The following is a 25,699-nucleotide window of genomic DNA, read 5'->3' on the forward strand; positions in this document are numbered from 1 at the left end:
GGTGGCGGGACCCGAGGACGTCATCGACGAGTTGCGGCCGTGGCAGCGTCCGCTGCGCGCCCAGTTCCCGATCCTCGCCGGCCGTCCGGGGCCGGCGTATCTGGACAGCGCCGCCACCTCGCAGAAGCCGCAGGCCGTCCTGGACGCCGTCCACACGTATCTGACCACCTCGAACGCGAACGCGGGCCGAGGCTCCTACCCCTGGGCCAACACCACGACCGCGCTGGTGGAGGGCGCCCGGGACCGGGTCAAGCGGTTCCTGGGCGATCCCGATCCGGGGCGGTCCTCCGTGCACTTCACCAGCGGGGCGACGCAAGGTCTGCGGACCGTCGCGCTGGACTGGCTGCCCGGCGTCCTCACCGACGGGGACGAGATCGTCGTCCCGTTCGCCGACCACCAGGCGAACCTGTCGCCGTGGCTGGAGGTACGGGAGCTGCTGGCCCGCCAGGGGGTGCGGATCCTGGTCCGGGAGCTGCCGTACCAGGCGAGCTCCGGCGACTACGACCCGGCGGAGCTCGCCGCACGCGTCGGCCCGCGCACCCGTTTCGTGGCCGCCACGCATGTGCACCACGTCTACGGCGTCGACATGAACGTGCACCGCGTCCGCCGGGTGGTCGGCCCGGACGTGCCCATCTGCCTGGACGCCGCGCAGAGCGTCGGCCACCTGCCGGTGTCCGTGGCCGGGCTCGATGTGGACTTCGTGGTGTTCTCCGGCCACAAGACCATGGCCCTGCCGGGCTCGGGCGCGGTCTGGGCACGGGGGCTGCGCGGGCCGCGGCTGGTCCCCGGCGGGTGGAGCGGCACCCCCAACACGGCCGGCATCGTGAGCCTGGCGGCGGCGCTCGACTGGCTGGACACCGCGGGGACGGACCGGATCGAGCGCTGGACGGTCGCGCTGGCGTCGCTGCTGACCGACGCGCTGAGCCGGATGGACGCCTACGAGGTCCTCGGCTGCCGCACCAGCCTGACGGCCGGGTCCGAGGTGCAGCGGCGCAGGAGCATCGTGACCTTCCGGCACCGCGCGATCGGCTCCCAGGACCTCGGCTTCATCCTCTTCAGCCACGGGTTCATGGTCCGCTCGGACGGCCACTGCCAGGCGGGCGCCGGGGACAAGGAGGGATCCGTACGGGTGAGCCTCCATGTGCACAACACACCTGAAGAGATCGCCGAGTTGGTCACCACCCTCGCCAGTCTGCAATGATTTCCATTAGCAGGCCGGGATCTGAGGTCTGGGGGTCACGTCGGCGGAGGCGGCACGAGCGGTATGGGCATGAGCACGGTGACGGCCGCGCGATGGGTGGAGCGCTGGGAGTGCCAGCAGCAGCGGTACGCGGTCGACCGCGAGGAGAGATTCACGGTCATCGCGGACGTGGTCGAGCACATGACGCTCGGCCGGCCCGCACCGCTGGTCCTGGACCTGGGAAGCGGCCCGGGATCCCTGGCGGCCCGGCTGGCCGGCCGGCTGCCGGCCGCCGAGGTGCTGGCCGTCGACGCGGACCCGCTGCTGCTGGAGCTGGGGAGCGCCCACTACGGGCCGGCCCTGCGCTACGTCGAGGCGGTGATCGGGGAGCCCGGCTGGCTCGACGCGCTCGGCCTGGACCGCCCGGTCGACGCGGCCGTGTCGACGACGGCCCTGCACTACCTCGGCGAGCACACCCTGCGGCGGGTCTACCGGGAACTGGCCGGGCGGCTGCGCCCCGGCGGCGTACTCGTCAACGGCGACCACATCGGTCCCGACGCGGCGGGGATCCGTGAACTCGCCGTCGACATCGGGCGCCGCCACGCGGAACGCCAGCTGGCGTTCACCCACGAGGACTGGGAGTCCTGGTGGTCGGGCGCGGCCGCCGATCCGGAGCTGGCGCCCCTGCTCTCGCGGCGCGGACAGGACCGGCATCCGCACTGCGAGGGGAACGACCTGACCCTCTCCGGGCACGTCGCGCTGCTGCGCGAGGCGGGGTTCCAGCACGTCGGAGCCGTGTGGCAGTTCGGCAACAGCCATGTGCTGGTCGCCGTCCGTTGAGATGGTTGCCCTGCGGTTCCGTGACATCCGTCACCTCCGGTTCGGGCACTACGCCAGCTGAATAGTAGATGGCGGGCGCGGCGACATATCCGACTTTGTCCATCTTGGCATCGACATAGCCCCCGCTTCGCGGTGCCCCATTCGCTCCCCTCGATCCATTTGCCCTCCCCTTCGGCATATAGCGGCTTCTGACGGAGTGACAGAGTTCCCGGCAATTCGCCGATACCGGCCAGCACGCCCATGGACCCATTTCAAGACGCGCCCTTCACTACGAATCCCGGTAGTAATTGATCGCATTGCCCCGCGCTTCCCGGGTTTCTAAGAATGACGGCCTGCAAGGCGCCAATCGAGTGAGGTCACGCATGAGGAAGCACCGCAGGAAGACGCACTACCGGAAGATCGCCGTCGCGGTCATCGCCATCGGCGCCGTGGGTGTTCCCTCCGCCGCCATGGCGGTTTGCCCGGACGACCCGCAGGGGAACTCTCGGGGCCCGCGCGGGAACCAGGAGATCGTCCTTGAGCCGGGACAGCTCGTCGGACAGGGCGAGCAGCCCCTGACCGGGGCGCCCTTCGACGAGGTGCCGCTCGACGACCTCATGGAGATACCCGTCGAGGGTCAGGGAGAGGCTCCCGTCGAGGCCCCCGCCGAGGACCCGGGCGCTCCGGCGCAGCGGCCCACCGCCCCGAAGCGCACCGCGCCCGAGGCCACCGCGCCCAAGGCCACCGCCCCGAAGCCGACCGCCCCCAAGGCCACCGCGCCGAAGCCGACCGCCCCGGCGTCCACCGCCCCGGCGTCCGGCGCCGTCGCCAAGGTCGTCCAGCTGGTCAACAGCGAGCGCGGCAAGGTCGGGTGCTCGCCGCTGACCGTCAACGCGAAGCTGACCAAGGCCGCCGAGGCCCACAGCAAGGACATGGCCGCGCACAAGAACATGTCCCACACGGGTTCGGACGGATCGAATCCGGGCGACCGGATCACCCGCGCCGGTTACCAGTGGAGCAGCTACGGCGAGAATGTCGCCTACGGCTACGAGACTCCCGAGAGCGTGATGCAGGCCTGGATGTCCAGCCCCGGCCACAAGCGCAACATCCTTGACTGTTCCTTCAAGGAAATCGGCGTCGCCCTCGCGCAGCCCAACAATTACTGGAGCCAGGAGTTCGGAACGGCCCGATAAGGGAGCTGTTCGCGATCTTCCATGAGCAAAGGCCCGGACCGCCACGCGGACGCTGGTGGTGAATCCGGGAACCCGCCTGACGACAGCCCGCACGACCCCCCAGGGGTGTGCGGGCCGTCGTCGTGCTGCGGAAGTGCCGCCGCCCCACCCTGCCGCTGACCGCCCCCTGCCTCTCGAAGGTGTCTCGTACGAAATCTCGTATGAGCAAGGTGTCGAGAACCCCTCCCCTGGCTTCAGCCCGGGGAGGGGTTACCACCCGCTTACGGAGGAGGACCGGACTCCTGAGGAGCAGGGCAACGGGCCGCATTCGGCCCTCTGGGCGGATCGCAGTGCCCTGACCCGCAGGTTTGGCCTTGACCAGTAGGCCCACTAGTTTGCGAGTGTGACCACGAGCCACGTGAAGCGGGCGTTCAAGTACCGCTTCTATCCGACGGATGCGCAGGCAGCGGAGCTGTCGCGCACGTTCGGGTGTGTGCGTAAGGTCTACAACATGGCACTCGCGGCCCGCACCGAGGCGTGGGCGCGTCAGGAACGGGTCAACTACAACGCCACGTCGGCAATGCTGACGGCGTGGAAGAAGACCGAGGAACTGGCCTATCTGTCCGAGGTGTCGTCGGTTCCGCTCCAGCAGACGCTGCGGCACTTGCAGGTGGCGTTCACCAACTTCTTCGGGAAGCGGGCGAAGTACCCGCGTTTCAAGTCGCGGAAGAAGTCCCGCAAGTCCGCCGAGTACACCACGTCGGGGTTCCGGTTTCGGGACGGGAAGCTGACGCTGGCGAAGATGGCGGAGCCGCTGGACATCGTGTGGTCCCGCCCCCTGCCAGAGGGCGCTCAGCCGTCCACGGTGACCGTATCCCAGGACCCGGCCGGGCGCTGGTTCGTGTCGATGCTGTGTGAGGACCGGGCCGTGAAGCCGCTCCACGCCACGGACACGGCCATCGGGATCGACGCCGGACTGGACCACCTGCTGACCCTCTCCACTGGGGAGAAGATCGCCAACCCCAGGCATGAACGCCGGGACCGCGCCCGTCTCGCCCTGGCCCAGCGACGTCTGGCGAAGAAAGCGAAGGGCGACGGAACGAACCGGGTCAAGGCGCGTCGTAAGGTCGCCAGGATCCACGCCCGGATCGCCGATCGCCGTCGCGACCACCTGCACAAGCTGACGACTCGACTCGTGCGCGAAAACCAAACGCTCGTGATCGAGGACCTAACGGTGCGCAACATGGTCAAGAACCACAGTCTGGCCCGAGCCATCTCGGACGCCGGGTGGCGCGACATGCGCACCATGCTGGAGTACAAGGCCGCCTGGTACGGGCGGAACCTCGTGGTCGTGGACCGCTGGTTCCCCTCCTCCAAGCTGTGCTCCCACTGCGGCACCCTCGCCGAGAGGATGCCGCTCAACGTCCGCACCTGGACATGTGACGGCTGCGGCACGACCCACGACCGGGACGTGAACGCGGCGAAGAACCTGCTGGCCGCCGGACTGGCGGTGACAGTCTGTGGAGCTGGTGTAAGACCTCGACGGAGAACTCCGGACGGGCAGTCGGCGACGAAGCAGAAAGCATCACGGCGCGAGCCGTGAGAATCCCCCACCTTCAGGAGGGGGAGAAGTCAAGAAGTATCTGGTGATGGTCCTCCTGTGGTCCTGGCCTGGTCCTCCAGGGGCTCGCAGGCCGGCTACGAGGCCATGAGAAGCAAGGCGTGACGGTGCCGAACTTGGCCTTGAGCTTGTCGAAGACGCCCCGCAGTTTGGGTTCGCTGTTGGGCATCGGTTTGTCGAAGACCTTCTTCCCGGCCGGCGTGAGTCCGTGACCGTGATGGGCGGTCTTGCCGACGTCCATCCCGAGGAAGACGCCCACGCCTTCGATGTCGAACATCGCACCCTTTCCGGGTTGTTGACCGTGCCGGCCATGGCGGTGGCACCGTGCTCGCGCATCCACGTACCGGCAAAGAGCCCGCGGAAAGGCCCACACCCAGGCCCTCCTCCGCCTCGCTCGCCAGCGCATCAGCGTCCTCTTCGCCATGCTCCGAGACGGCACCTTCTACGAGTCCAGAACGCCCGCCGTCACCCTCGCCGCATGACCACCCCAAACACCGCACACCAGGCACCACGTCCTTGACGAAAGACATAGAGACACCCCCCCGTAAGCGAGGGGGCTTCTCGTTAAGCCGGGTTGACCTCGCGACGGACCAGGCCGGCTCGTGGAACATTGGTGGCTCCCACCGTGTCAGCGTGCGCCGTATGGCCGCAGGCGACGCATTCGGCAGAAGTCCGGTACGGAGTCTGGTCATTCATCTGACCCATCAGTACCTTACCGCCCAGTAAGTTCCTGTCTCCCTCCTGCCCCACGCCTCCAGGAGCCCGCCGTGAAGACAGCACTCTCCCTCGCCCTCGCCGCCCTCACCACGGCCTCCCTCGCGGCCGCTCCCGCTCCCGCTCCCCCGCCGCCCGCCGCCGACGGGGGTCTGCGCGAGGTGCTGTTCGTCGGCAACAACTGGGAGGGGACGGCCGACGTGCTCCGCTCCTCCGGCGATCTCGCCAGAATCGGCCGTATCAACGTCATCCCGGACAAGGACCAGCGGCTGCGGGAAATCCACCTCAACCCCGTCAAGCTCGCCTACTTCCTCGGGATCCGGCTGAGCGTGGGCGAGGGCCACGACCAGTACGTCGACGACATGTACTCCACTCCCGACGGCTCGGCGGTCGTCGTCTCCCGCCCCAGCTTCGCCGACGTGGTCTCGATCGACGTCGCGACCGGCAGGCTCAACTGGCGCTTCCCCGTGTCCGGTTACCGCTCCGACCACATGGCCGTCTCCCCCGACGGCAAGCGCGTCGCCGTATCGGCGTCGACCTCCAACACCGTCCACGTCCTCGACATCGGCACCGGGCGCCAGACCGGCTCGTTCAAGACCGGCGACAAGCCCCACGAGAACGTCTTCACGGCGGACGGCGAGCAGATCTGGAACAGCGCGATCGGCGAGGTCAACACCGCACTCGACGCACCCCTGTTCGACTGGACGAAGGGCGACCGCAAGCTCACCGTCGTGGACGCGCACACCTACGAAACGGTGAAGGTCATCGACATGCGGCAGCGGCTGGACGCGTTCGGCCGGGGCGACCTGTCCGATGCCGTACGGCCCGTGGCCTTCACGCCCGACGAGTCCACGCTCTACTTCCAGGTTTCCTTCTTCAACGGCTTCCTCGAGTACGACGTCGCCGGCGACCGCATCACCCGCCAGAAGGTCCTCCCCAAGAACCCGGACACCAGCGAGGAGCGGACCACCTGGGTCAACGACTCCCGCCACCACGGGATCTCGATGAGCCCGAAGGGGGACAAGCTGTGCGTCGCCGGGACGATGGACGACTACGCGGCCGTCGTCGACCGGGCGACCCTCCAGGAAGGGCCGCTGATCGCCGCGTCGAAGCCGTACTGGGCGACCGTCAGCGGTGACGGGAAGTCCTGCGTCGTCTCCGAGAGCGGCACCGACCGGGTGACCGCGATCGACTTCGCGACCGGGCGGAAGGTGGCGTCGGTCCCGGTCGGCGACCATCCGCAGCGGGTGCGGCTCGGCCATGTGCCGGCCGACTGGTCGGGCCCGTCGTCCTGACCGGCGCGTCCGGACCGACCGCCGTAACCGGCACGTCCTGACCGGCGCGTCAGGCCCGACCGACCGTCCTGACCGACCGTCCTGACCGACCCTCCTGACCAGCGCGGAAACCATTGGCGTACGTCCTGGCCGGGAGCGACGATCGGACCATGACGCGCACGTTTGACCACCTGGTGGCCGAGGCCGAATCCGTGTCCGTGGCCGGCTGGGACTTCTCCTGGCTCGACGGACGTGCCACCGAGCAGCGCCCCTCCTGGGGCTACCAGCGGCTGATGAGCGAACGGCTGGCGCGGGCCTCGGCCGCCCTCGACATCCAGACGGGCGGCGGGGAGGTCCTCGCCGGGGCGCCGAAGCTGCCGCCGCTCATGGTCGCCACCGAGTCCTGGCCGCCGAACGTCGCCAAAGCCACCCGGTTGCTCCACCCCCTGGGCGCGGTCGTCGTCAGGGACGCGGACGAGCCGCCGCTGCCGTTCGGGGACGAGGCCTTCGACCTGGTCACGAGCCGGCACCCGGTGACCGTGTGGTGGGAGGAGATCGCCCGGGTGCTGCGGCCTGGCGGTACGTACCTCTCCCAGCAGGTCGGCCCGGCCAGCGTCTTCGAGCTGGTCGAGTACTTCCTCGGGCCGCAGCCCGAGGACGTACGCCGCGCCCGCCATCCGGACGACGCGAGCGCGGCGGCGCAGGCCGCGGGGCTGGAGATCACCGACCTGCGCTCGGAGCGGCTGCGCACCGAGTTCTTCGACATCGGCGCGGTGATCTACTTCCTGCGCAAGGTCGTCTGGATGGTGCCCGGCTTCACCGTGGCCCGGTACCGGGGGCGGCTGCGCGAGCTGCACGACCGGATCCAGGCGGACGGGCCGTTCGTCGCGCACACCACCCGCTTCCTCATCGAGGCCCGCAAGCCCGGGTGAGCCCGGCCGCGAGTGACCTCAGCGCAGTGACTCGATCGTGCGGGAGAGGCTGTCGCCGCCGTGCCCGGCCGCGATCTGCTGGTCGAACAGCGCCTGGAGCGGCGCCAGCAGCTCGGTGCCGACCCCCTGCTGCCGGGTCGCGGTCAGGATGTGGGCGAGGCCGGTCGCGTTGATGTCGAGGTTCGAGGTCTCGGTGGCGTAGTTCCCGGCGTCGATCTCCTCGGCGAACGCGGGCAGGATCGGCGTCGCCTCCTTCAGCCAGCGCACCAGCAGCCCGGTGATCCGGGCCGCCTCGATCCCGGCGGAGCCGCCGAGCGCGACGGCCTGGAAGAACCCGGCGAACATTCCGTACATCCCGCTGAGCAGGGCGACGTCGTACACCGACGCCAGCTCGGCGGCCTCGCCGACGTAGACCGGGTCGCCGAGCAGGCGCAGCTGCGGCAGGTAGCTGTCGTACGTCTCGCGCGAGCCGCTGAGCAGCACGAACGCCTCGTCCGTGCCGACGGTCTGCGGTACGGCGTAGACCGCCCCGGCAAGATACGCGGCCCCGTGCCCGGTCACCCAGTCGGCCAGCTCGCGGACCGACTCCGGGATACCGGAGGTGACGTTCAGGAGCGCCTTGCCCTTGAGGGCGTCGGCCGCGGGGGTGAGCAGCTCACGAGCGACGTCCTGGTCGAGTACGACCACGACGACCAGCTCGCCCGCCGCGACCGCCTCGGCGACGGTGTCCGCGCGGACGGCGCCCCGGGCGACGAGGGCGTCGGCCTTGGCGGGGGAACGGTTCCAGACGGTGGTGGGGTGGCCCTGGGCGAGGAAGGTCTCGGCGACGACGTGTCCGAGGTTGCCGAGGCCGATGACGGTGACGGGCTGCTTGCTCATGGGGGTTCTCCTCCGTGGTGTCGGTTCGGGATCACCCTGCGACCGGCCGCTGTCGGTTCACTGGCGAAACGCTGTCGGCCGTCCGCGGCCGTGGACGCGGCGACCGTGGTGGCGCCGTCCGGAGCGGCGGAAGCGGCGCCCGTGGGGGCCGTCCAGGCCCCGGACGCGGCGTGCGTGGCGGCCACCCGGGAGAGATCATCGATGGCATGAGCCCCAAGAGTCCTACGATCCACCTCGCCCAGCAGCCCGAGGCCGACGAGCTCCTCGGCCGCAGCCCGCTCGCCGCGCTCGTCGGCATGCTGCTCGACCAGCAGGTCCCGATGGAGTGGGCCTTCGCCGGCCCGTACACGATCGCCCAGCGTCTCGGCACCGACGACCTGGACGCGCACGACATCGCCGCCCACGACCCCGAGGCCTTCGCCGCGCTGCTGTCCGAGAAGCCCGCGGTGCACCGCTACCCGGGGTCGATGGCCAAGCGGATCCAGCAGCTGTGCCAGTACCTCGTACAGGAGTACGACGGCGACGCGACGGCCCTGTGGCGGGACGCGGCCACCGGCAAGGAGCTGCTCGCACGGCTGAACGCGCTGCCCGGCTTCGGCAAGCAGAAGTCGCAGATCTTCCTGGCGCTGCTGGGCAAGCAGTTCGGCGTCACGCCCGAGGGCTGGCGCGAGGCGGCGGGGTCGTACGGCGAGGCGGGCTCGTACCGCTCCGCGGCCGACATCACCGGACCCGAGTCGCTCGCCAAGGTCCGTGCGCACAAGCAGGAGATGAAGCGCGCGGCGAAGGCCGCCAAATGACCTACACCTACGCCCGAAGACGTACATGTTGCTGTCAATACGGTTAAATATCGCGTGAGTTGTGACACATGTGTTCACAGAGGCCTCAGAGATCGCTAACTTCCCCTCAACCTCGTTCGCACCGGGAAGGACCTCTGTGAACGCAACCCATCGCAGAGCAGTGGCCACCGTGGCCGCAGCCGCACTCGCGACCCCGCTCCTGCTGGCATCCGCCTCCCCCGCCACCGCTCAGCGGCAGGATCCTGCCAAGCACGCGGCAAAGGAAGCAGCCAAGCTCAGCAAGAAGCTGGTTCGCGAGTCGTCCGCCAAGGACGCATACAAGCATCTGCAGAAGTTCCAGCAGATAGCCGACAGTGCCGGAGGCAACCGCGCCGCCGGCACGCTGGGCCACGACGCGTCCGCCGCGTACGTGTACCAGCAGCTGAAGAAGGCCGGGTACGACGTCTCGTACCAGTCCTTCGACTTCATCTACACCGAGACCCAGGCCCAGAAGCTCTCGGTCGTCTCCCCCGCGCCGCGCGATGTCACCATCTCGGCGATGACGTACACCAAGTCGACCCCGGTCGGCGGGGTGCAGACCGACCTGGTGGCGGTGCCGCTGGACGACACCACCGGCTGTGAGGCCGGGGACTACGCCTCCGGGACCTTCACCGGCAAGGTCGCCCTGATCAAGCGCGGTGGCTGCTCGTTCGCCGACAAGCAGTCGGCCGCGGCGGCCGCGGGCGCGGTCGGCGCGGTGATCTACAACAACACCGAGGGCAAGCTCTCCGGAACCCTCGGCGACCCCGCCTCCGGGAAGATACCGACCGGCGGCATCACGCTCGCCGACGGCGAGAAGCTCGCCGCCGACCTCGCCAAGGGGCCGGTGAACATCTCCTTCGAGATCCGCCAGCTCCAGCAGAAGCGCACCACCAACAACGTCATCGCGGAGACGCGGCACGGCAACGCCGCCAACACCGTGATGCTCGGCTCCCACCTCGACTCCGTGGTCGAGGGCCCCGGCATCAACGACAACGGCTCCGGCTCCGCCGGTCTGCTCGAAGTCGCCCTGGAGCTCGCCAAGTCCCACAAGCGGCCCGCCAACAAGGTGCGCTTCGCCTGGTGGGGCGCCGAGGAGAACGGTCTGCTCGGCTCCGAGCACTACGTCGCGAACCTCAGCGACCTGGGCAAGAAGGAGATCAAGCTCTACCTGAACTTCGACATGATCGCCTCGCCCAACTACGGCCTCTTCGTCTACGACGGCGACGACTCCGACGGCGTCGGCGCGCCGGCGGGCCCGGCCGGTTCCGCCCAGCTCGAGCGCGACATCAACGTCTTCCTCGACCAGCAGGGCAAGCCGCACGCGGGCACGGACTTCACCGGCCGCTCCGACTACGGCCCGTTCGTCGAGGCGGGCATCCCGTCCGGCGGTACGTTCACCGGCGCCGAGGGCATCAAGACCGCGGCGCAGGTGGAGAAGTTCGGCGGTACGGCCGGGGTCGCGTACGACGCGTGCTACCACGCGAAGTGCGACGACATCAACAACATCGACATGACGGCCTTCGACGTCAACATCGACGTCATCGCCAACGCGGTCGGCACGTACGCGCAGGACCTCAGCTCGCTGACCAAGCCCGTGACCACCGTCCCGACGGACGGCGACGCGGGCAGCGGCGGCGGCCTCCACGACGGCCACGACCACGAGCTGACGGAGTAACCTCTCCGGCTCCGCACGGGGGCGCCCCCTGGGACCGCTGGTCCCAGGGGGCGCCCTGTCGCGTACGCGGGGCGGGGGTGCCGGGTCGGGCGGGACCGCTGCGCGGGGCTTTCTCCCCGCCCCGCCCCGCCCCGCCCCTTCCCGAACTGGGGCTCCGCCCCAGACCCCGCGCCTCAATCGTCGGCGGGGCTCCTTTGGAGCCCGTCCGGCGTTTGAGGACACGGCCGAAGGCCGTACCGGGGGGCTGGGGGCGCCGCCCCCAGTTTTCGGGAAGGGGCGGGGCGGGGAGAAAGCCCGCCGCAGGCGCCCCCTACCCCCCTACCGCCTCCGGCGGGACGACGTGCCGAACAGGGAGCGGGAGATCTCGCGCCCCAACTGCGTACCCACCGACCGCGCCAGCGACTTGAAGAGCCCGCTCCCCACCACCTGAGCGACGAGCGACTCGTCATCGTCCCGTCGCGAGGCGGGCGCGGGGGCAGGCGCAGGCGCAGGCGCGGCGGCCGGCTCCCGGGGCTCGGCCCGCGCCGCCGTCAGCTTCTCGTACGCCGACTCGCGGTCGACCGCCCGCGCATACCTCCCGTACAGCGGCGACGCCTTCACCGCCCCCTCCAGCGCCGCCCCCTCCACCGGCCCCATCAGCGACTGCGGCGCCCGCAGCCGGGTCGCCGCCACCGGCGTCGGCGCGCCCGTCTCGCTCAGGACGGTGACGACCGCCTCGCCGATGCCGAGCGAGGTGAGCACCTCCTCCAGGTCGTACGCCGACCGGGGAAACGTACGCACCGTCGCCTTCAGCGCCTTCGCGTCGTCCGGCGTGAACGCCCGCAGCGCGTGCTGCACCCGGTTGCCGAGCTGCGCCAGCACATCGCCCGGTACGTCCTTCGGGGTCTGGGTCACGAAGAAGACTCCGACCCCCTTCGAGCGAATCAGCCGTACGGTCTGGGTGATCGCCTCCAGGAACGCCTTCGACGCTCCGTTGAACAGCAGGTGCGCCTCGTCGAAGAAGAAGACCAGCTTCGGTTTGTCCACGTCCCCGACCTCCGGCAGGTCGCCGTAGAGATCCGCGAGCAGCCACATCAGGAACGTCGAGAAGAGCTGCGGCTTGTCCTGCACGGCGGGCAGCTCCAGTACGGAGACGAGCCCGCGCCCGTCCGGCGCCGTACGCAGCAGCTCGCTCGTGTCGTACTCGGGCTCGCCGAAGAAGTCCCCCGCGCCCTGCTGCTCGAACGCCGTGAGGGCCCGCAGGATCACCCCGGCCGTGACGGTCGACAGCCCGCCGATGTTCTTGAGCTCCGGCTTTCCGGTGTCGGACACCAGGAAGGCCACCACCGCCCGCAGATCCTTCAGATCCACCAGCTCCAGCCCCTTGGCGTCGGCGTAGTGGAAGATCAGGCCGAGCGACTGCTCCTGGGTCTGGTTCAGCTCCAGCACCTTCGCCAGCAGTACGGGCCCGAAGTCCGTCACCGTGGCCCGGATCGGAATGCCGGTGCCGATCCCGCCGAGCGCGTAGAACGCACACGGAAAGCCCGCGGCCTGCCACTCCTGGCCCACCTGCGCCGCCCGCTCAAGGGCCTTCCCGCCGCCCTCGCCGGGGGCCGAGATGCCCGAGACGTCGCCCTTGATGTCGGCGAGGAAGACCGGGACGCCGTTCGCGGAGAGCTGTTCGGCGATCAGCTGGAGGGTCTTGGTCTTGCCGGTGCCGGTGGCCCCAGCGACCAGACCGTGCCGGTTGAGCATGCCGAGCGGAATCCGGATCTGCGCGCCGGGGTGGCACTGCCCGTCCCAGAGCAGGGCGCCGAGGTCGAGCGCGGGCCCGGAGAAGGCGTAACCGGCAGCGATCTTCGTCGCTTCGGGGCCGAGGGCGGGCGGTGGCTGCGCGGCGTCGGTCATCACAGGCCCCAATTCCGGTTTTGCGGTGTTTTGGCCAGCATTGCACTGCGGCCGCGTGGCTGCGCCGACAGCCGCTTGCCCGGTAGGCTTTCCGTGTGATCTTCAAGCGCATCGGTAACGGGCGGCCGTATCCCGACCACGGCCGGGAATCCACCCGACAGTGGGCGGATGTCGCGCCGCGCCCGGTCCGCCTCGATCAGCTCGTGACCACCAAGGGCCAGCTCGATCTCGAAACCCTGCTCGCCGAGGACTCGACGTTCTACGGCGACCTCTTCGCGCACGTCGTGAAGTGGCAGGGCGATCTGTACCTGGAGGACGGGCTGCATCGCGCGGTGCGCGCCGCGCTCCAGCAGCGCCAGGTGCTGCACGCCCGCGTCCTGGAGCTGGACTGACCCACCGGCCCGCTGGCCCGTTCGGGTGCGGTTTCGGAGCCGTACGGACGCAGTCCGATGATCGTTAAGTAGGCAGAGCCGCGGGACCGCATTACGCTGCGCCCATGAGCATGCTCACTCCCCCAGGCATGGGCGGAAAGTACCGCATTACGGGCAACGCGTATCCACGTATGCGCCGCCCTCACCGCCGCCGCAGGATCGCGCTCGCGGCTGTCGCGGGCGCGGCCACCCTCGGCCTCGTCGGCTGGGGGACTCTGCAGCTCATCGACGCCTTCACAGGCGACGGGCCGAGCGGCAGCACCGCGACCAAGGGCCAGGCGGCCGACTGCCGGCCCCAGGCGATCGCCTCCGCCGCCCCGATGCCCCCCAAGCCCAGCCGGGTCATGGTGAACGTCTACAACGCCACCCCGCGCTCGGGCCTCGCCAAGACGACCGCCGACGAGCTCAAGAAGCGCGGCTTCGCCATCGGCAAGGTGGGCAACGCACCGACGGCGTACGACAAGAAGGTCCCCGGCCCCGGGATCCTGCTGGGCGCCCCGAGCGCGCAGGAAGGTCCGTTCCGGGTGCTCTCCACGCAGCTCGCCGGGGCCCAGATCAAGACCGACACCCGCACGAGCACGGACGTCGATCTGATCCTGGGTACGGCCTTCCGGGCGCTGACCGTGAAGGCGGCGTCGGACAAGGCCCTGGCCGAGCTGGCCACCCCGCCGAAGCCCGCGGCGGGCCAGTGCTGAGCCGCTGACCCGCTGACCCGCGGCCCTGAGGCCGAAGGCCGGAGCATGCGACCCGAGCCCGGCCCGTGCCCCTGACGCCTGGGTATCGGGCCGCTGAACCACGGCCCCGAGCCGCTGACCCGCGGCCCTGACGCCTGAGCATCGGGCCGCTGAACCACGGCCCCGAGCCCCTGGCCCCGGGCCGCCGCGAGGCTCTATTCCGCCGAGCCGTACATCCGGTCGCCCGCGTCGCCCAGGCCGGGGACGATGTAGCCGTGCTCGTTGAGCCGCTCGTCGACCGAGGCCGTGACCACGGTGACCGGCGCGCCCGCGAGTTCGCGCTCCATCACCTCGACGCCCTCGGGCGCCGCCAGCAGCACGACCGCGGTCACGTCGTCCGCGCCGCGCTTGATCAGCTCCTGGATCGCCGCGACCAGCGTGCCGCCGGTCGCCAGCATCGGGTCGAGGACGTACACCTGGCGGCCCGAGAGGTCCTCCGGCATGCGCGTCGCGTACGTCGACGCCTCCAGGGTCTCCTCGTTGCGGATCATCCCGAGGAAGCCCACCTCGGCGGTCGGCAGCAGCCGCACCATGCCGTCGAGCATGCCGAGCCCGGCCCGCAGGATCGGCACCACGAGCGGGCGCGGGCGGGACAGCTTGACGCCCGTGGTCCGCGACACCGGGGTCTCGATGTCGATCTGCTCGGTGCGCACGTCCCGGGTGGCCTCGTACGCGAGCAGGGTCACCAGCTCGTCGGCGAGGCGCCGGAAGGTCGGGGAGTCGGTGCGCCGGTCGCGCAGGGTGGTGAGTTTGTGCGCCACCAGGGGGTGGTCGACAACGTGGATCCGCATGGACCCAACAGTAACCGGGGGGTGGCATCAGCAGCCCCTGCGGAGGGAAGGTGGAACGTACCCTTCCAGCGCTGAGGTGGTGTGGCCGATGCCGGACCGGGAGACCCAGGACCAGCACGAGCGGCGGGAGGAGCAGGAAGAGCCGCAGAAGACGGACGAGCGGGAGAGCGACGCGGAGCGCAGGCTGCGACGCGCCCATTTCCTCCGCGAGCTTCACGAGGCCAAAGCACTGCGCGACCGGGTGCAGCCACGCCGTGCGCGCGCCGCCAGGATGCGCCAGGCGATGCGCATGCGAACCTTCCGCTGGTGAACGTGTGGAGAACGCGTGCACGACGCAACGCCGGAAGACCTCTCGCGAAGCGCGTCTTTCTGCCACGATGCCGAATGGGCGGGGCACGAAGAGCACCGCCGGTCGTCACAACTCTGATCAGTGGGAGAGTCACGGTGTACTTCGCCGCACTGCTCGCGCGCACCGAAGACGGGTGGGAAGCGAGCGACACAGAGCTCGACGATGTGGAGACCCTGTCGGATCTGACCGACTTGGCCAGGGAAGCGTCGGTGGACGAGGACACGGTGCTCGTCTTCATCGAGCAGGAGGGCGCGTGGTTCGGCGTCGTCCGCGTGGAGGGCGAGGAGGACCCTCGCATCTACGTCTCGGACGCGGCCGCGGCCGCCCGCTCCTCGTACGGGGAGATCCTCACGATTGAACTGCTGGGCGGGGACCAGGACGACGACGACGCCGACCTGGACTCCCTCGACCTCGACGGAACCGAGGACGGCGAGCCCGTCGCGGAGAACGAGGAGGAGACCGACGCCGACGACGAGGCCGTGTCGGCGGAGTTCGTTCCGTCCGGGCCGGCCGGGGATCTGGAGATCCTCGCCGACCTGGGCATGTCCGTTAAGACCCTGCTGACCCTCGGCACGGACGCGCTGCCGGAGATCGCGGACGCGCTCGGCGCCGCCGAAGTACTGGAAGCCGTCCGCTAGTGTCCGACGCCCTGCCCGACCCCGTACGCACTCCGTGGGAGGCGCCGATGCGTCTCGCGCTGGAGGAGGCCGCGAGCGCGGCGCTGACCGGTGACGTACCGGTCGGCGCCGTCGTCCTCGGCCCGGACGGGGCCCTGCTCGCCACCGGCCACAACGAACGCGAGCTGACCGGCGACCCGACCGCACACGCCGAGGTGCTGGCGGTCCGCCGGGCTGCCGCGAAGCTCGGGGAGTGGCGGCTGACCGGCTGCACGCTCGTCGTGACGCTCGAACCGTGCACGATGTGCGCGGGCGCCATCGTCCTCTCCCGGGTGGACCGGGTGGTCTACGGCGCCCGGGACGAGAAGGCGGGCGCGGCCGGGTCGCTCTGGGACGTCGTACGGGACCGGCGGCTCAACCACCGCCCCGAGGTGATCCACGGCGTCCTGGAGGACGAGTGCGCGGAGCAGCTGACGGGGTTCTTCCGGGACCGCTGAGGGCCGCCCGCCGGAGCCTCACAGGCCCTCCGGCGGAGCCGCGCGGGCCCTCCGGCGGAATCCGATTTCAGAGCACGGCCCTCCTTGGGCTAAGCTCTCTCCCGGTAGCGTGTCCGAGCGGCCGAAGGAGCTCGCCTCGAAAGCGAGTGTGGCGCAAGTCACCGAGGGTTCAAATCCCTCCGCTACCGCTCTTGGAAGGGCCCCGGCGTTCAGCGTCGGGGCCCTTCCCAGTTCAGGGGCCTCGGTTAGACTCACGCGACTTCACAGGGCACGTGGGAGGCAGGACCGATGGTGCAGGCGAAGAAGATCGCTCTCTACATAGTCGTGGTCTTCGTGCTGTACACGATCATCAATTCCCCCGACCGGGCCGCCGACCTCGTCCAGGTGGGCTTCGAGGGCATATCGAGTGCCGCCCAGGGTGTCGGAGAGTTCATGACGGAGCTCGTCAACTAGCTGAGGACCGTCGCGCGAGTTCGCCACGCGGGTGATCGCCGACCACGAGTTCCGGGCCCCGGCTTCCTTGCCCCCTCGCCGAAACGGCGGGGGGTTTTTGGGTTCTATTGCCCCAACTTGCCGTCAACACGGCGTTATACGGTGCTTGCACCACTGGGCATGTCTTGTGATGCTATGACCGCTTTTGACGGATGAGTTGACCGAGATGAGTTGACCGAAGGGGTGGCGTGACCGTGCCGGCCAGTACTGCGCCTCAAGTGCCGCCCCAGAACGAGAGCAGCGAGAGCACGCCGGGCGAAGCCCCGGCCGCCAGACCCCAGAGCCGGGGCGCGGACACCCGGGCGCTGACCCAGGTGCTGTTCGGTCAGCTCAAGGGCCTGGAGCCGGGCGGGCCCGAGCACACGCGGGTGCGCGCGGCGCTGATCGAGGCGAATCTGCCGCTCGTACGGTACGCGGCCGCCCGCTTCCGCAGCCGCAACGAGCCGATGGAGGACGTCGTCCAGGTCGGCACGATCGGGCTGATCAACGCGATCGACCGGTTCGACCCGGACCGGGGCGTGCAGTTCCCGACGTTCGCGATGCCGACCGTGGTCGGCGAGATCAAGCGGTACTTCCGGGACAACGTACGGACCGTGCACGTGCCGCGCCGGCTGCACGAGCTGTGGGTGCAGGTCAACGGCGCCACGGAGGATCTGACGACGGCTCACGGGCGGTCCCCCACGACCGCCGAGATCGCCGAGCGGCTCAGGATCTCCGAGGACGAGGTCCTCGCCTGCATCGAGGCCGGGCGCTCGTACCACGCGACGTCACTGGAGGCCGCCCAGGAGGGCGACGGGCTGCCGGGGTTGCTGGACCGGCTCGGCTACGAGGACCCGGCCCTCGCCGGGGTCGAGCACCGTGATCTCGTACGCCATCTGCTCGTACAACTGCCCGAACGAGAACAGCGGATCCTTCTGCTCCGGTACTACAGCAATCTGACACAGTCCCAGATCAGTGCGGAGCTGGGTGTGTCCCAGATGCATGTGTCAAGGCTCCTCGCCCGGAGCTTCGCGCGATTGAGATCCGCAAACAGGATCGAGGCGTAACCAGTAGGGGTAGACCCCTTTCGGCCTCCTTTGAGTGGCGCAAATGGCGCAGACCCCCTTTTTCCTGCGGTGATTTGACGCTCTGTTGTCGACAAGTCACTACAGCGTGTTGCCGACATGTGACATTCTGCCGGAACCGCGTTTGCCGCGGCCCCGCCTCCGGTATTCAGGTGGAGGCTGCGTTCCTCCGATGGTCGCGGCCCACGCGACCGTCCGCGACCTCCAGGGGGTGGCATGTCCGCAGAACAGGGCAGCTCGAAGGTGCTTACGCTCATGACGAGCGCTCCCACGCCCACGACCACGACCACGACCGCCGCGCTTACGACGCCCGAGCCGGTGGAGCCCATGGGGTCTGTGGGGTCCGCGGGGTCCGTGGAATCCATGGAGTCCGTCGGCTCCATGGAGCCCCTGCCGTCCGTGGAATCGACGGGCGCGATCGACACCCGCACGCTCTCGCGCTCCCTCTTCCTGCGGCTGGCCACGCTGGACCAGGAGAGCCCGGAGCGTACGTACGTACGCGACACGCTCATCGAGCTGAACCTGCCGCTCGTGCGGTACGCGGCGGCCCGCTTCCGCAGCCGCAACGAGCCGATGGAGGACATCGTCCAGGTCGGCACGATCGGGCTGATCAAGGCGATCGACCGGTTCGACTGCGAACGGGGCGTGGAATTCCCGACGTTCGCGATGCCGACCGTCGTCGGGGAGATCAAGCGCTTCTTCCGGGACACGAGTTGGTCGGTGCGGGTGCCGCGCCGGCTCCAGGAGCTGCGGCTCGCCCTGACGAAGGCCAGCGACGAGCTGGCCCAGAAGCTCGACCGCTCGCCGACCGTGCCCGAACTCGCGGCGGCGCTCGGGGTGTCGGAGGAGGACGTGGTCGACGGCCTCGCCGTCGGAAACGCGTACACCGCCTCCTCGCTGGACTCGCCGTCCCCGGAGGACGACGGCGGCGAGGGTTCGCTCGCCGACCGCCTCGGCTACGAGGACAGCGCGCTGGAGGGCGTCGAGTACCGCGAGTCGCTGAAGCCGCTGCTGGCCAAACTGCCGCCGCGCGAGCGCCAGATCATCATGCTGCGCTTCTTCGCGAACATGACGCAGTCGCAGATCGGCGAGGAGGTCGGCATCTCCCAGATGCACGTCTCCCGACTGCTGACCCGGACGCTGTCCCAGCTGCGCGAGGGCCTGATCGGCGAGTGAGTCTGGGCGGTGTGGGGGCTGCCACCCCCACACCCCCACGGCTGCCGTCGCTGGGGCCGGAGGCACGATCCCCGGCTGCCACCGGTGGGCGGCCCTCGGGCTGATTGGCCCGGGTCGAGGTCACCGCCCCCGGCTGCCACCGGTGGGCGGCCCTCGGGTTTGATTGCCCCGGGTCGGGGTCACCGTCCCCGGCTGCCACCGGTGGGCGGCCCTCGGGTTTGATTGCCCCGGGTCGGGGTCACCGGCTCCGGCTGCCACCGGTGGGTGGCGGGGCGGGGTCCCTCCGGGCTCGACTCCTCGGCGTCGGCGGCAAACCGCTCTCCACGTCGCTGACCGGCCATTACCGCCAACGCCTGCGGGGCCGACCCTCCACGCCCCCACCCCGTACACCGCTGCCGCCTGCAGACCGTGGGTGGGTGGGCCGGTGGCCTGGTGGTTTGTGGGCATGCGTTCCGCGGGGCGGAACGGGTGGGCACAAACCACCCACCGGCCCGCAGACGGGCACGTGCCTCGGGTGGTACCGGACAGGGGCCCCGGGCGCGGCGGCTTCGCGCCGCGCCATGTGACCGCGGGCGCGGCTCGTGTCGCACTCCGGTGGGGTCAACGACCATGACCGGTGGACGCTCCCGTCCGGGCGACGACCGCCGCGGCGAGCGGCATACCGTGCCGGGCAGCATGCCGCCCCAGGGATCGGCACGGGGCCCAGGGGTTTCTAATTGACGGGGCGTCAGACAAACTGGCGCGATGCGACGGCGATTGGCAGTGGTCGCGCTCTGCCTCGGTGGAGCCCTGACCGCGTGTGGCAGCGGGAGCGGTGACGGCGGCTATGTCGCGGTCGGCGCCGCGGGGGCCGGGCCCGAGGAGACGGGGAAGGCGGCCGTGGCGCCGTCGGGCGAGGTCGTGCTCGTACCGCTGGACCGCGGGGGCGACGGAAGCAGCGGGCCTCCACCGGGAAGCTCCGCACGGGCGGAGGGCGGCGGTACGCCATCGGCGCCGGACACGACGGGCAGCCCGGGTACGGGGAGCGGGGGCACCTCGCAGGCCCCGGAGGCCCCGGAGGCCCCGGAGGCCCCGGAGGCCCCAGGAACCCCAGCGCCTCCGCCCGCCCCTCAGGCGCCCGGGAGCCCCGCGCTGCCGTCCAGGCCGGCGCCCGCGCCGCCGGCTCCGCCGCCCCCGTCGCCGCCCGGCCCGGCCGTGCTGTCGGTCGCCGGACACACGCGCGCACCCGCGGACAAGCGGTGGTGCGAGAAGGTGACCGTGGAGTTCCGCAACACCGGCGGCTCACCCGTCCGTTCGGGCACCGTCACCTTCGCGACGCACATCATCGGGGCGCTCGGCATCGACTGGGCGACGATCGAGTCGGCTCAGCCGCTGCCCGCGCCCATCGCCGCCGGCGCCGTGCGGAAGCAGACGTACACCGTGTGCGTGGACGCCTGGCGGGTCCCGCTGGGGATGCACGTCGAGACGCAGGACGTCAGCGCCCTGGGGAACTGACGGATCAGCCCAGCGCCAGCCAGGCCACCGCGCCGAGGATCGCGATCGCCGCGACGACGCCGACGATCAGCCCGGCCCGGGAACCGGACTGCGCGGGCGCGGCGGCCCGGCCGCCGCGCTGCGGCGCGCCCTCGTCGACGAAGGCGCGGAACATCTGAGTGCTGCCCGCGGGGTCGTAATTGCCCTCGGGACCCTGCGGCGCTTGGGGGTTGTGTGCCATGGTCCAGGACCCTAGCGAACCCGGGTGATCCGGCCCAACCCCCGGCTCGGCGCCCTCGCCACTCGCCCTCAACATGTCCGCATGTCCGCGACATATCCCCGGCATATCCCCGCGACATGACCTCGCACATGCAAATCCTTTGGCGTTCCTTTACCGCCCGACGCCCCTTTTCATTTGCCTGTAGCAACCAATCGGTTCTATCGTTGCCCTAAGCAACAAGATGATCTGGGGGCGCCCATGGCCGATCGGAGTCAGTACGAGGAGCTGGCCCGGCAGATCAGCGCCATCGGTGCGGTGAAGAGGGGTCTCGCCCGCGTCCTGCCCGCCCAGTGCCCTTCCGGTTCGGCCGCCGCGCTCGCGCTCGTCGGCCGGTACGGGGAGATGCGGATGAGCCGCCTGGCCGAGCTCCTCGCCGTGGACATGTCCGTCACCAGTCGGCATGTCGCCCACGTCGTGGACCGCGGCTGGATCGAGCGCTCCCCCGACCCGGACGACCGGCGCTCCCGCATCCTGCGGATCACGCCCGCGGGCGAGGAGCTGCTCGACGACATGGCGCGGCGGACGACGGACATGTTCGCCCGCACGCTCAAGGACTGGACCGACGAGGACGTAGGCCTGCTGAACACGCTGCTGGCCCGCCTCCGCGACTGCGTAACAGAGAAGGAAGTACATGGCTACGACCACACCAACAGGTGTGCGGGGCGGCCACGCCAAGACACGTGACACGACGCGTGACGACGGTGGCGCGCCGATGACGCACCGGCAGATCATGGAGGCGCTGTCCGGGCTGCTGCTCGGCATGTTCGTCGCGATCCTGTCCTCGACGATCGTCTCCAACGCCCTGCCGGAGATCATCACCGACCTCGGCGGCGGCCAGTCCGCCTACACCTGGGTCGTGACCGCCGCGCTGCTGTCGATGACCGCCACCACCCCGCTGTGGGGCAAGCTCGCCGACCTCTTCTCCAAGAAGCTGCTGGTCCAGATAGCCCTGCTGATCTACGTGGCGGGCTCGGTCGTGGCCGGTCTCTCCCAGAACACCGGCATGCTCATCGCCTGCCGCGTCGTCCAGGGCATCGGCGTCGGCGGTCTCACCGCCCTCGCGCAGGTCGTCATGGCCGCGATGATCTCCCCGCGCGAGCGCGGCCGGTACAGCGGCTACCTCGGCGCGACGTTCGCCGTCGCAACGGTCGGCGGCCCGCTGCTCGGCGGCGTCATCACCGACACCGAGTGGCTCGGCTGGCGCTGGTGCTTCTACGTCGGCGTCCCGTTCGCGCTCATCGCGCTCGTCGTGCTCCAGAAGACCCTGAAGCTGCCGGTCGTGAAGCGTCAGGTCAAGGTCGACTGGGCGGGCGCCTTCCTCATCAGCGCCGCCGTCTCCCTGCTGCTGGTCTGGGTGACCTTCGCGGGCGACAAGTACGCGTGGCTGTCGTGGCAGACGTACGCGATGACCGGCGGCGCGCTCGTCCTCGGCCTGCTCTTCCTCCTCGTCGAGGCGAAGGCGAGCGAGCCGATCGTCCCGCTGCGGCTGTTCCGCAACCGCACCATCACGCTCGCCTCGCTCGCCTCGCTCTTCGTGGGCGTCGCGATGTTCGCCGGCACGGTCTTCTTCAGCCAGTACTTCCAGCTGGCGCGGGACAAGTCGCCGACGATGTCGGGCGTCATGACCATCCCGATGATCGGGGGCCTGTTCGTCTCGTCGACGGTCAGCGGTCTGATCATCACCAAGACCGGCCGGTGGAAGGCCTGGCTGGTCAGCGGCGGTGTGCTGGTGACCGGCGGGCTCGGGCTGCTGGGCACGATCCGCTACGACACCGAGTACTGGCACATCGCGGTCTACATGGCCGTCATGGGACTCGGCATCGGCATGATGATGCAGAACCTGGTGCTGTGCACGCAGAACCAGGTGGCGCCCGAGGACCTCGGCTCGGCCTCCTCCGTGATCACCTTCTTCCGCTCGCTGGGCGGTGCGATCGGCGTCTCGGCGCTGGGTGCCGTGCTCGCCAACCGGGTCACCCACTACGTCAAGGACGGGCTCGCCGAGCTCGGCCCGCAGGGCGCGGCGATGGGCCATGGCGGCACGGGCGGCGGCGGCATCCCGGATCTGGACGCGTTGCCGGCTCCGGTCCGTACGGTCATGGAGAGCGCGTACGGACACGGCGTCGCGGACGTCTTCCTGTGGTCGGCGCCGTTCGCGCTGCTGGCGTTCCTGGTGACGCTGTTCATCAAGGAGGTCGCCCTGAAGGGCTCCGCCGCTCCCGCTGAGACCGTCGAGCCCGTTGAGGCCGCTGAGCCTGTCGGGACCGTCGAGGCCGCTGAGCCCGTGACGGCCGCCGCCACGACCGGGACCGTCGTGCGCGGTGTCGTGCGCGGCTCCGAAGGCGCCCCGGTCGGGCAGGCCGCCGTCACGCTGATCTCGCTGAGCGGGCGCCAGCTGGGCCGTGCGATGGCCCACGTCGACGGCTCGTACGCGCTGGACGCCCCGGGCGCCGGATCGTACGTCCTGATCGCCTCCGCCGACGGCTTCCAGCCGCAGGCGTGCACGGTGGTCGTCGGGGACGAGCCGCTGGACTACGACATCCTCCTCGCCGGCACGAGCGGGCTCGCGGGTGTCGTGGTCGCCGCCGACCGCGGGGCTCCGGTGGCGGACGCCATGGTGATCGTGACCGACGTACGGGGCGACGTGCTGGCCACCGGGAAGTCCGGCGAGGACGGCGGCTTCGCCTTCGCCGAGCTGGTGCCGGGCGCCGTGACCGTCGCGGTGAACGCCGCCGGGTACCGGCCGCTGGCCCTGCCGGTGGAGATCAGCGGCCACGGCGTGACCCGGATCGAGGCCGCCCTGTACGCCGGGGCCCTGCTCCAGGGCGTCGTACGGGCGGGGGCGGACCGCCGCCCGCTGGCCGACGCCCGGGTGACCCTCGTGGACGGCGCGGGGAACGTGGTCGCCACGGCGATGACCGGCGAGGACGGCGCGTACGCCTTCGCCGACCTGGACGCGGGCGAGTACACGGTCATCGCGACCGGTTACCCGCCGGTGGCCGGAGCCCTCACGGTGGCCGGCCGCGGCGTCGACGGCCACGACATCGAACTCGCCCACCCCGGCGAGTGACCAGACCCCCGGGCGGCGTTCCGAGCGGAGGCGCGGCCCGGGGCCGGGGGGCGGGCAGGGACGGCCCGCCCCCCGGCGATCCACAGGAGAGAGCAGAGAACATGGGGCTTCGCGCACAGGTAAGGACCCGGGACGGCTGGGCGGTCCAGCACGCGGTCGTGACCCTGACCGACACGACGGGCACGCAGGTGCTGCGGGCGGAGGCGGACGCGGACGGCGTCGTACGCACGGACGAGGCACTCGTGCCCGGCCCGTACACGGCGATCGTCACGGCCGTCGGCTACGCCCCGTACGCGTCGACCGCGCTGGTCACCGCGAGCGGACGGGCCGAGATCGGCACCGTGGTCCTGCCCCGCCAGGGCGGCACCGAAATGCCGCCGCCAGGCGTCTGGTCCCTGGACCCGGCGCACTCGTCCGTGGGCGCGGTGGCCCAGCACCTGGGGATCTCCAGCGTGCACGGCCGCTTCACGGAGTTCGGCGGCCGGATCGAGATCGCCGCGGACCTGGCCGCCTCCCGGGTGGACGCGGTGATCGACGCGGCCTCCATCGACACGGGCAACGCCCTGCGGGACAAGCACCTGAAGTCCGCGGACTTCCTGGACGTCGAGCGCTTCCCCGAGATCGCCTACCGCGGCCACGGCCTCACGCTCGCGGGCCCCGACCGCTGGACGGTGCACGGCACGCTCCGCCTGCACGGCATCGAGCGGCAGGTCGACCTCGCCCTGTCCTACCTGGGCACCGGCCCCGACCCGTGGGGTGGCGTACGGGCCGCCTTCAGCGCGACGGCGGAGCTGCGCCGCGAGGACTTCGCCATGAACTACAACCAGGTGGTGCAGGCGGGCATCTCCGCCATCGGCACGACACTGAAGGTGGAGCTGGCGATCCAGGCCGTCCAGGACGACATCCCCTAGGGTGCGGAGATGGCGCCCGGCCGTCAGGTCGCCCCGCGCGCCTTCATCGCCTCGATACCCGCGATCAGCAGATCGAGCGCACGGTTGAAGTCGTGGTCCCAGATCTCCGTCATCGTGCTGTCCCCGCGCGCCTCCAGCACGTCCTTCACCTCGTCGAAGACCTGCTCCAACTGGGGCTCCTCCTGGAACAGCGTCATGACCTGGCGGTAGTACTCGTCCGGCGTCAGGCCCGATTCGGCGACCCGCCGCGTGAAATGGCCCTGCATCGTGCCGTACCCGTACGCGAACTGGAAGACCGCCGAAATGGCTCCCGGTACGGCCGTGGTCGGCAGCCCCGTTCTGCGGATGATCTGCTGGACGGCGTGCGAGAAGGCCAGGGAGTGCGGGCCGATGTTGAGGTAGTTGCCGAGGATCGGTGACACCCAGGGGTGGCCGACCAGCACCTGCCGGTAGGAGGCGGCCAGTTGGCGCAGCTGGTCGCGCCAGTCCTGCGCCGTGTCCTCCAGGTCCGGCAGCTCCACCTCGCCGAAGACCGTGTCGAGGGCGAGTTCGAAGATGTCGTCCTTGGTGTCGACGTACCAGTAGACCGACATCGCGGTCACCTGGAGCTCGGCCGCGAGCCGGCGCATGGAGAACTTGGCGAGGCCTTCCGTGTCGAGCAGCCGGATGGAGGTCCGGACGATCCGGTCCCGGTCGAGCCCGGCGGGCTGCTCGGACTTGCGGGCGCTGCCCTGACGGGCCGCCTTGTTCTCCATCCAGACGCTGGTACGCGCCGGATTCTTCGCCCGGTCGGCTGCCCTCACCATGGCGCACCTTCCTTGCCTCGGGGTGATGGGGTGGGCGTCC

At 70.4% G+C, this 25,699-nt stretch carries 25 protein-coding genes, 1 tRNA gene and 2 pseudogenes; 22 read left to right on the forward strand and 6 right to left on the reverse strand.

Going from position 1 to position 25,699, the window contains the following annotated elements; all coding sequences use genetic code 11:
- The first annotated feature begins 1 nt into the window (after position 1).
- The 4 genes from ABT342_RS05770 (at position 2) to ABT342_RS05785 (ending at position 4,774) form a co-directional block, all read left to right on the forward strand.
- Complete coding sequence (locus ABT342_RS05770) at positions 2–1,201, forward strand: aminotransferase class V-fold PLP-dependent enzyme (protein ID WP_351567529.1); 1,200 nt, start codon at positions 2–4, stop codon at positions 1,199–1,201.
- Between the two features lie 63 nt (positions 1,202–1,264).
- Positions 1,265–2,020 carry a class I SAM-dependent methyltransferase gene (locus ABT342_RS05775; RefSeq protein WP_351567532.1) on the forward strand — a complete coding sequence of 252 codons (756 nt, stop codon included), beginning with the start codon at positions 1,265–1,267 and terminating at the stop codon, positions 2,018–2,020.
- A 362-nt stretch (positions 2,021–2,382) separates the two neighbouring features.
- Positions 2,383–3,192, forward strand: coding sequence for a CAP domain-containing protein (locus tag ABT342_RS05780; RefSeq protein ID WP_351567535.1), 810 nt, complete (start codon positions 2,383–2,385; stop codon positions 3,190–3,192).
- Positions 3,193–3,574: 382 nt separating this feature from the next.
- The gene (locus tag ABT342_RS05785; RefSeq protein ID WP_351567537.1) at positions 3,575–4,774 is read left to right on the forward strand and encodes an RNA-guided endonuclease InsQ/TnpB family protein; all 1,200 of its coding nucleotides are present in this window, start codon (positions 3,575–3,577) and stop codon (positions 4,772–4,774) included.
- A 79-nt stretch (positions 4,775–4,853) separates the two neighbouring features.
- Here the strand turns inward: ABT342_RS05785 and ABT342_RS05790 are convergent.
- Positions 4,854–5,069: pseudogene (locus ABT342_RS05790) on the reverse strand (IS110 family transposase); the annotation flags it as partial.
- A 61-nt stretch (positions 5,070–5,130) separates the two neighbouring features.
- On the opposite strand from ABT342_RS05790, the pseudogene ABT342_RS05795 reads away from it, so the two are divergent.
- The 3 genes and pseudogenes from ABT342_RS05795 to ABT342_RS05805 form a co-directional block, all read left to right on the forward strand.
- Positions 5,131–5,274 (forward strand): annotated as a pseudogene (locus tag ABT342_RS05795) (IS110 family transposase); the annotation flags it as partial.
- A gap of 285 nt (positions 5,275–5,559) precedes the next feature.
- A complete protein-coding gene (locus tag ABT342_RS05800) occupies positions 5,560–6,801 on the forward strand; it encodes a YncE family protein (protein ID WP_351567540.1) in 1,242 nt (413 codons plus the stop codon).
- Between the two features lie 149 nt (positions 6,802–6,950).
- Complete coding sequence (locus ABT342_RS05805; protein ID WP_351567543.1) at positions 6,951–7,712, forward strand: class I SAM-dependent methyltransferase; 762 nt, start codon at positions 6,951–6,953, stop codon at positions 7,710–7,712.
- Positions 7,713–7,730: 18 nt separating this feature from the next.
- Here the strand turns inward: ABT342_RS05805 and ABT342_RS05810 are convergent, their stop codons facing one another.
- Entirely contained in the window at positions 7,731–8,591 is an 861-nt protein-coding gene (locus ABT342_RS05810; protein WP_351567546.1) for an NAD(P)-dependent oxidoreductase, read from the reverse strand.
- A gap of 206 nt (positions 8,592–8,797) precedes the next feature.
- On the opposite strand from ABT342_RS05810, the gene ABT342_RS05815 reads away from it, so the two are divergent.
- Positions 8,798–9,388: an HhH-GPD-type base excision DNA repair protein gene (locus tag ABT342_RS05815; RefSeq protein ID WP_351567549.1), complete on the forward strand. Its 591-nt coding sequence runs from the start codon at positions 8,798–8,800 to the stop codon at positions 9,386–9,388.
- Positions 9,389–9,548: 160 nt separating this feature from the next.
- The gene (locus ABT342_RS05820) at positions 9,549–11,084 is read left to right on the forward strand and encodes a M28 family metallopeptidase (protein ID WP_351568121.1); all 1,536 of its coding nucleotides are present in this window, start codon (positions 9,549–9,551) and stop codon (positions 11,082–11,084) included.
- A 318-nt stretch (positions 11,085–11,402) separates the two neighbouring features.
- Here ABT342_RS05820 and ABT342_RS05825 read toward each other — a convergent pair whose 3' ends face one another.
- On the reverse strand, positions 11,403–12,971 hold the full coding sequence (locus ABT342_RS05825; protein ID WP_351567551.1) for a helicase HerA-like domain-containing protein: 1,569 nt from the start codon (positions 12,969–12,971) through the stop codon (positions 11,403–11,405).
- Between the two features lie 95 nt (positions 12,972–13,066).
- Between ABT342_RS05825 and ABT342_RS05830 the strand changes: the two genes are divergently transcribed.
- The gene (locus tag ABT342_RS05830) at positions 13,067–13,363 is read left to right on the forward strand and encodes a type II toxin-antitoxin system VapB family antitoxin (RefSeq protein WP_003999914.1); all 297 of its coding nucleotides are present in this window, start codon (positions 13,067–13,069) and stop codon (positions 13,361–13,363) included.
- 104 nt (positions 13,364–13,467) lie between these two features.
- Positions 13,468–14,097, forward strand: coding sequence for a LytR C-terminal domain-containing protein (locus ABT342_RS05835; RefSeq protein ID WP_351567554.1), 630 nt, complete (start codon positions 13,468–13,470; stop codon positions 14,095–14,097).
- A gap of 194 nt (positions 14,098–14,291) precedes the next feature.
- Here the strand turns inward: ABT342_RS05835 and upp are convergent, their stop codons facing one another.
- Positions 14,292–14,927, reverse strand: coding sequence for a uracil phosphoribosyltransferase (gene upp / locus ABT342_RS05840; protein WP_351567557.1), 636 nt, complete (start codon positions 14,925–14,927; stop codon positions 14,292–14,294).
- Between the two features lie 88 nt (positions 14,928–15,015).
- Here upp and ABT342_RS05845 point away from each other — a divergent pair, with 88 nt between their 5' ends.
- The 8 genes from ABT342_RS05845 (at position 15,016) to ABT342_RS05880 (ending at position 20,616) form a co-directional block, all read left to right on the forward strand.
- Positions 15,016–15,237: a hypothetical protein gene (locus ABT342_RS05845; RefSeq protein WP_351567560.1), complete on the forward strand. Its 222-nt coding sequence runs from the start codon at positions 15,016–15,018 to the stop codon at positions 15,235–15,237.
- Between the two features lie 134 nt (positions 15,238–15,371).
- Positions 15,372–15,914: a tRNA adenosine deaminase-associated protein gene (locus ABT342_RS05850; RefSeq protein ID WP_351567563.1), complete on the forward strand. Its 543-nt coding sequence runs from the start codon at positions 15,372–15,374 to the stop codon at positions 15,912–15,914.
- A gap of 47 nt (positions 15,915–15,961) precedes the next feature.
- Positions 15,962–16,390 carry a tRNA adenosine(34) deaminase TadA gene (gene tadA, locus ABT342_RS05855; RefSeq protein WP_351568124.1) on the forward strand — a complete coding sequence of 143 codons (429 nt, stop codon included), beginning with the start codon at positions 15,962–15,964 and terminating at the stop codon, positions 16,388–16,390.
- Positions 16,391–16,493: 103 nt separating this feature from the next.
- Positions 16,494–16,578, forward strand: a tRNA-Ser gene (locus ABT342_RS05860).
- Between the two features lie 100 nt (positions 16,579–16,678).
- Positions 16,679–16,843, forward strand: coding sequence for a hypothetical protein (locus ABT342_RS05865; RefSeq protein WP_351567566.1), 165 nt, complete (start codon positions 16,679–16,681; stop codon positions 16,841–16,843).
- 233 nt (positions 16,844–17,076) lie between these two features.
- Complete coding sequence (locus tag ABT342_RS05870; protein WP_502965470.1) at positions 17,077–17,928, forward strand: RNA polymerase sigma factor SigF; 852 nt, start codon at positions 17,077–17,079, stop codon at positions 17,926–17,928.
- A gap of 234 nt (positions 17,929–18,162) precedes the next feature.
- Positions 18,163–19,122, forward strand: a complete 960-nt coding sequence (locus ABT342_RS05875) for an RNA polymerase sigma factor SigF (protein ID WP_351567572.1) — start codon at positions 18,163–18,165, stop codon at positions 19,120–19,122.
- 744 nt (positions 19,123–19,866) lie between these two features.
- Complete coding sequence (locus ABT342_RS05880) at positions 19,867–20,616, forward strand: hypothetical protein (RefSeq protein WP_351567575.1); 750 nt, start codon at positions 19,867–19,869, stop codon at positions 20,614–20,616.
- Positions 20,617–20,620: 4 nt separating this feature from the next.
- Here ABT342_RS05880 and ABT342_RS05885 read toward each other — a convergent pair whose 3' ends face one another.
- A complete protein-coding gene (locus ABT342_RS05885) occupies positions 20,621–20,836 on the reverse strand; it encodes a hypothetical protein (protein WP_351567578.1) in 216 nt (71 codons plus the stop codon).
- Between the two features lie 237 nt (positions 20,837–21,073).
- On the opposite strand from ABT342_RS05885, the gene ABT342_RS05890 reads away from it, so the two are divergent.
- The 3 genes from ABT342_RS05890 (at position 21,074) to ABT342_RS05900 (ending at position 24,853) form a co-directional block, all read left to right on the forward strand.
- A complete protein-coding gene (locus ABT342_RS05890) occupies positions 21,074–21,559 on the forward strand; it encodes a MarR family winged helix-turn-helix transcriptional regulator (RefSeq protein WP_351567581.1) in 486 nt (161 codons plus the stop codon).
- A 28-nt stretch (positions 21,560–21,587) separates the two neighbouring features.
- Positions 21,588–23,942, forward strand: a complete 2,355-nt coding sequence (locus ABT342_RS05895; RefSeq protein ID WP_502965474.1) for an MFS transporter — start codon at positions 21,588–21,590, stop codon at positions 23,940–23,942.
- A 101-nt stretch (positions 23,943–24,043) separates the two neighbouring features.
- On the forward strand, positions 24,044–24,853 hold the full coding sequence (locus ABT342_RS05900; protein WP_351567586.1) for a YceI family protein: 810 nt from the start codon (positions 24,044–24,046) through the stop codon (positions 24,851–24,853).
- A 23-nt stretch (positions 24,854–24,876) separates the two neighbouring features.
- Here the strand turns inward: ABT342_RS05900 and ABT342_RS05905 are convergent, their stop codons facing one another.
- A complete protein-coding gene (locus ABT342_RS05905) occupies positions 24,877–25,659 on the reverse strand; it encodes a TetR/AcrR family transcriptional regulator (protein WP_351567589.1) in 783 nt (260 codons plus the stop codon).
- Between the last annotated feature and the right edge of the window lie 40 nt (positions 25,660–25,699).

The sequence above is a fragment of the Streptomyces sp. NPDC000410 genome, from assembly GCF_040300305.1.
GTDB lineage: Bacteria > Actinomycetota > Actinomycetes > Streptomycetales > Streptomycetaceae > Streptomyces.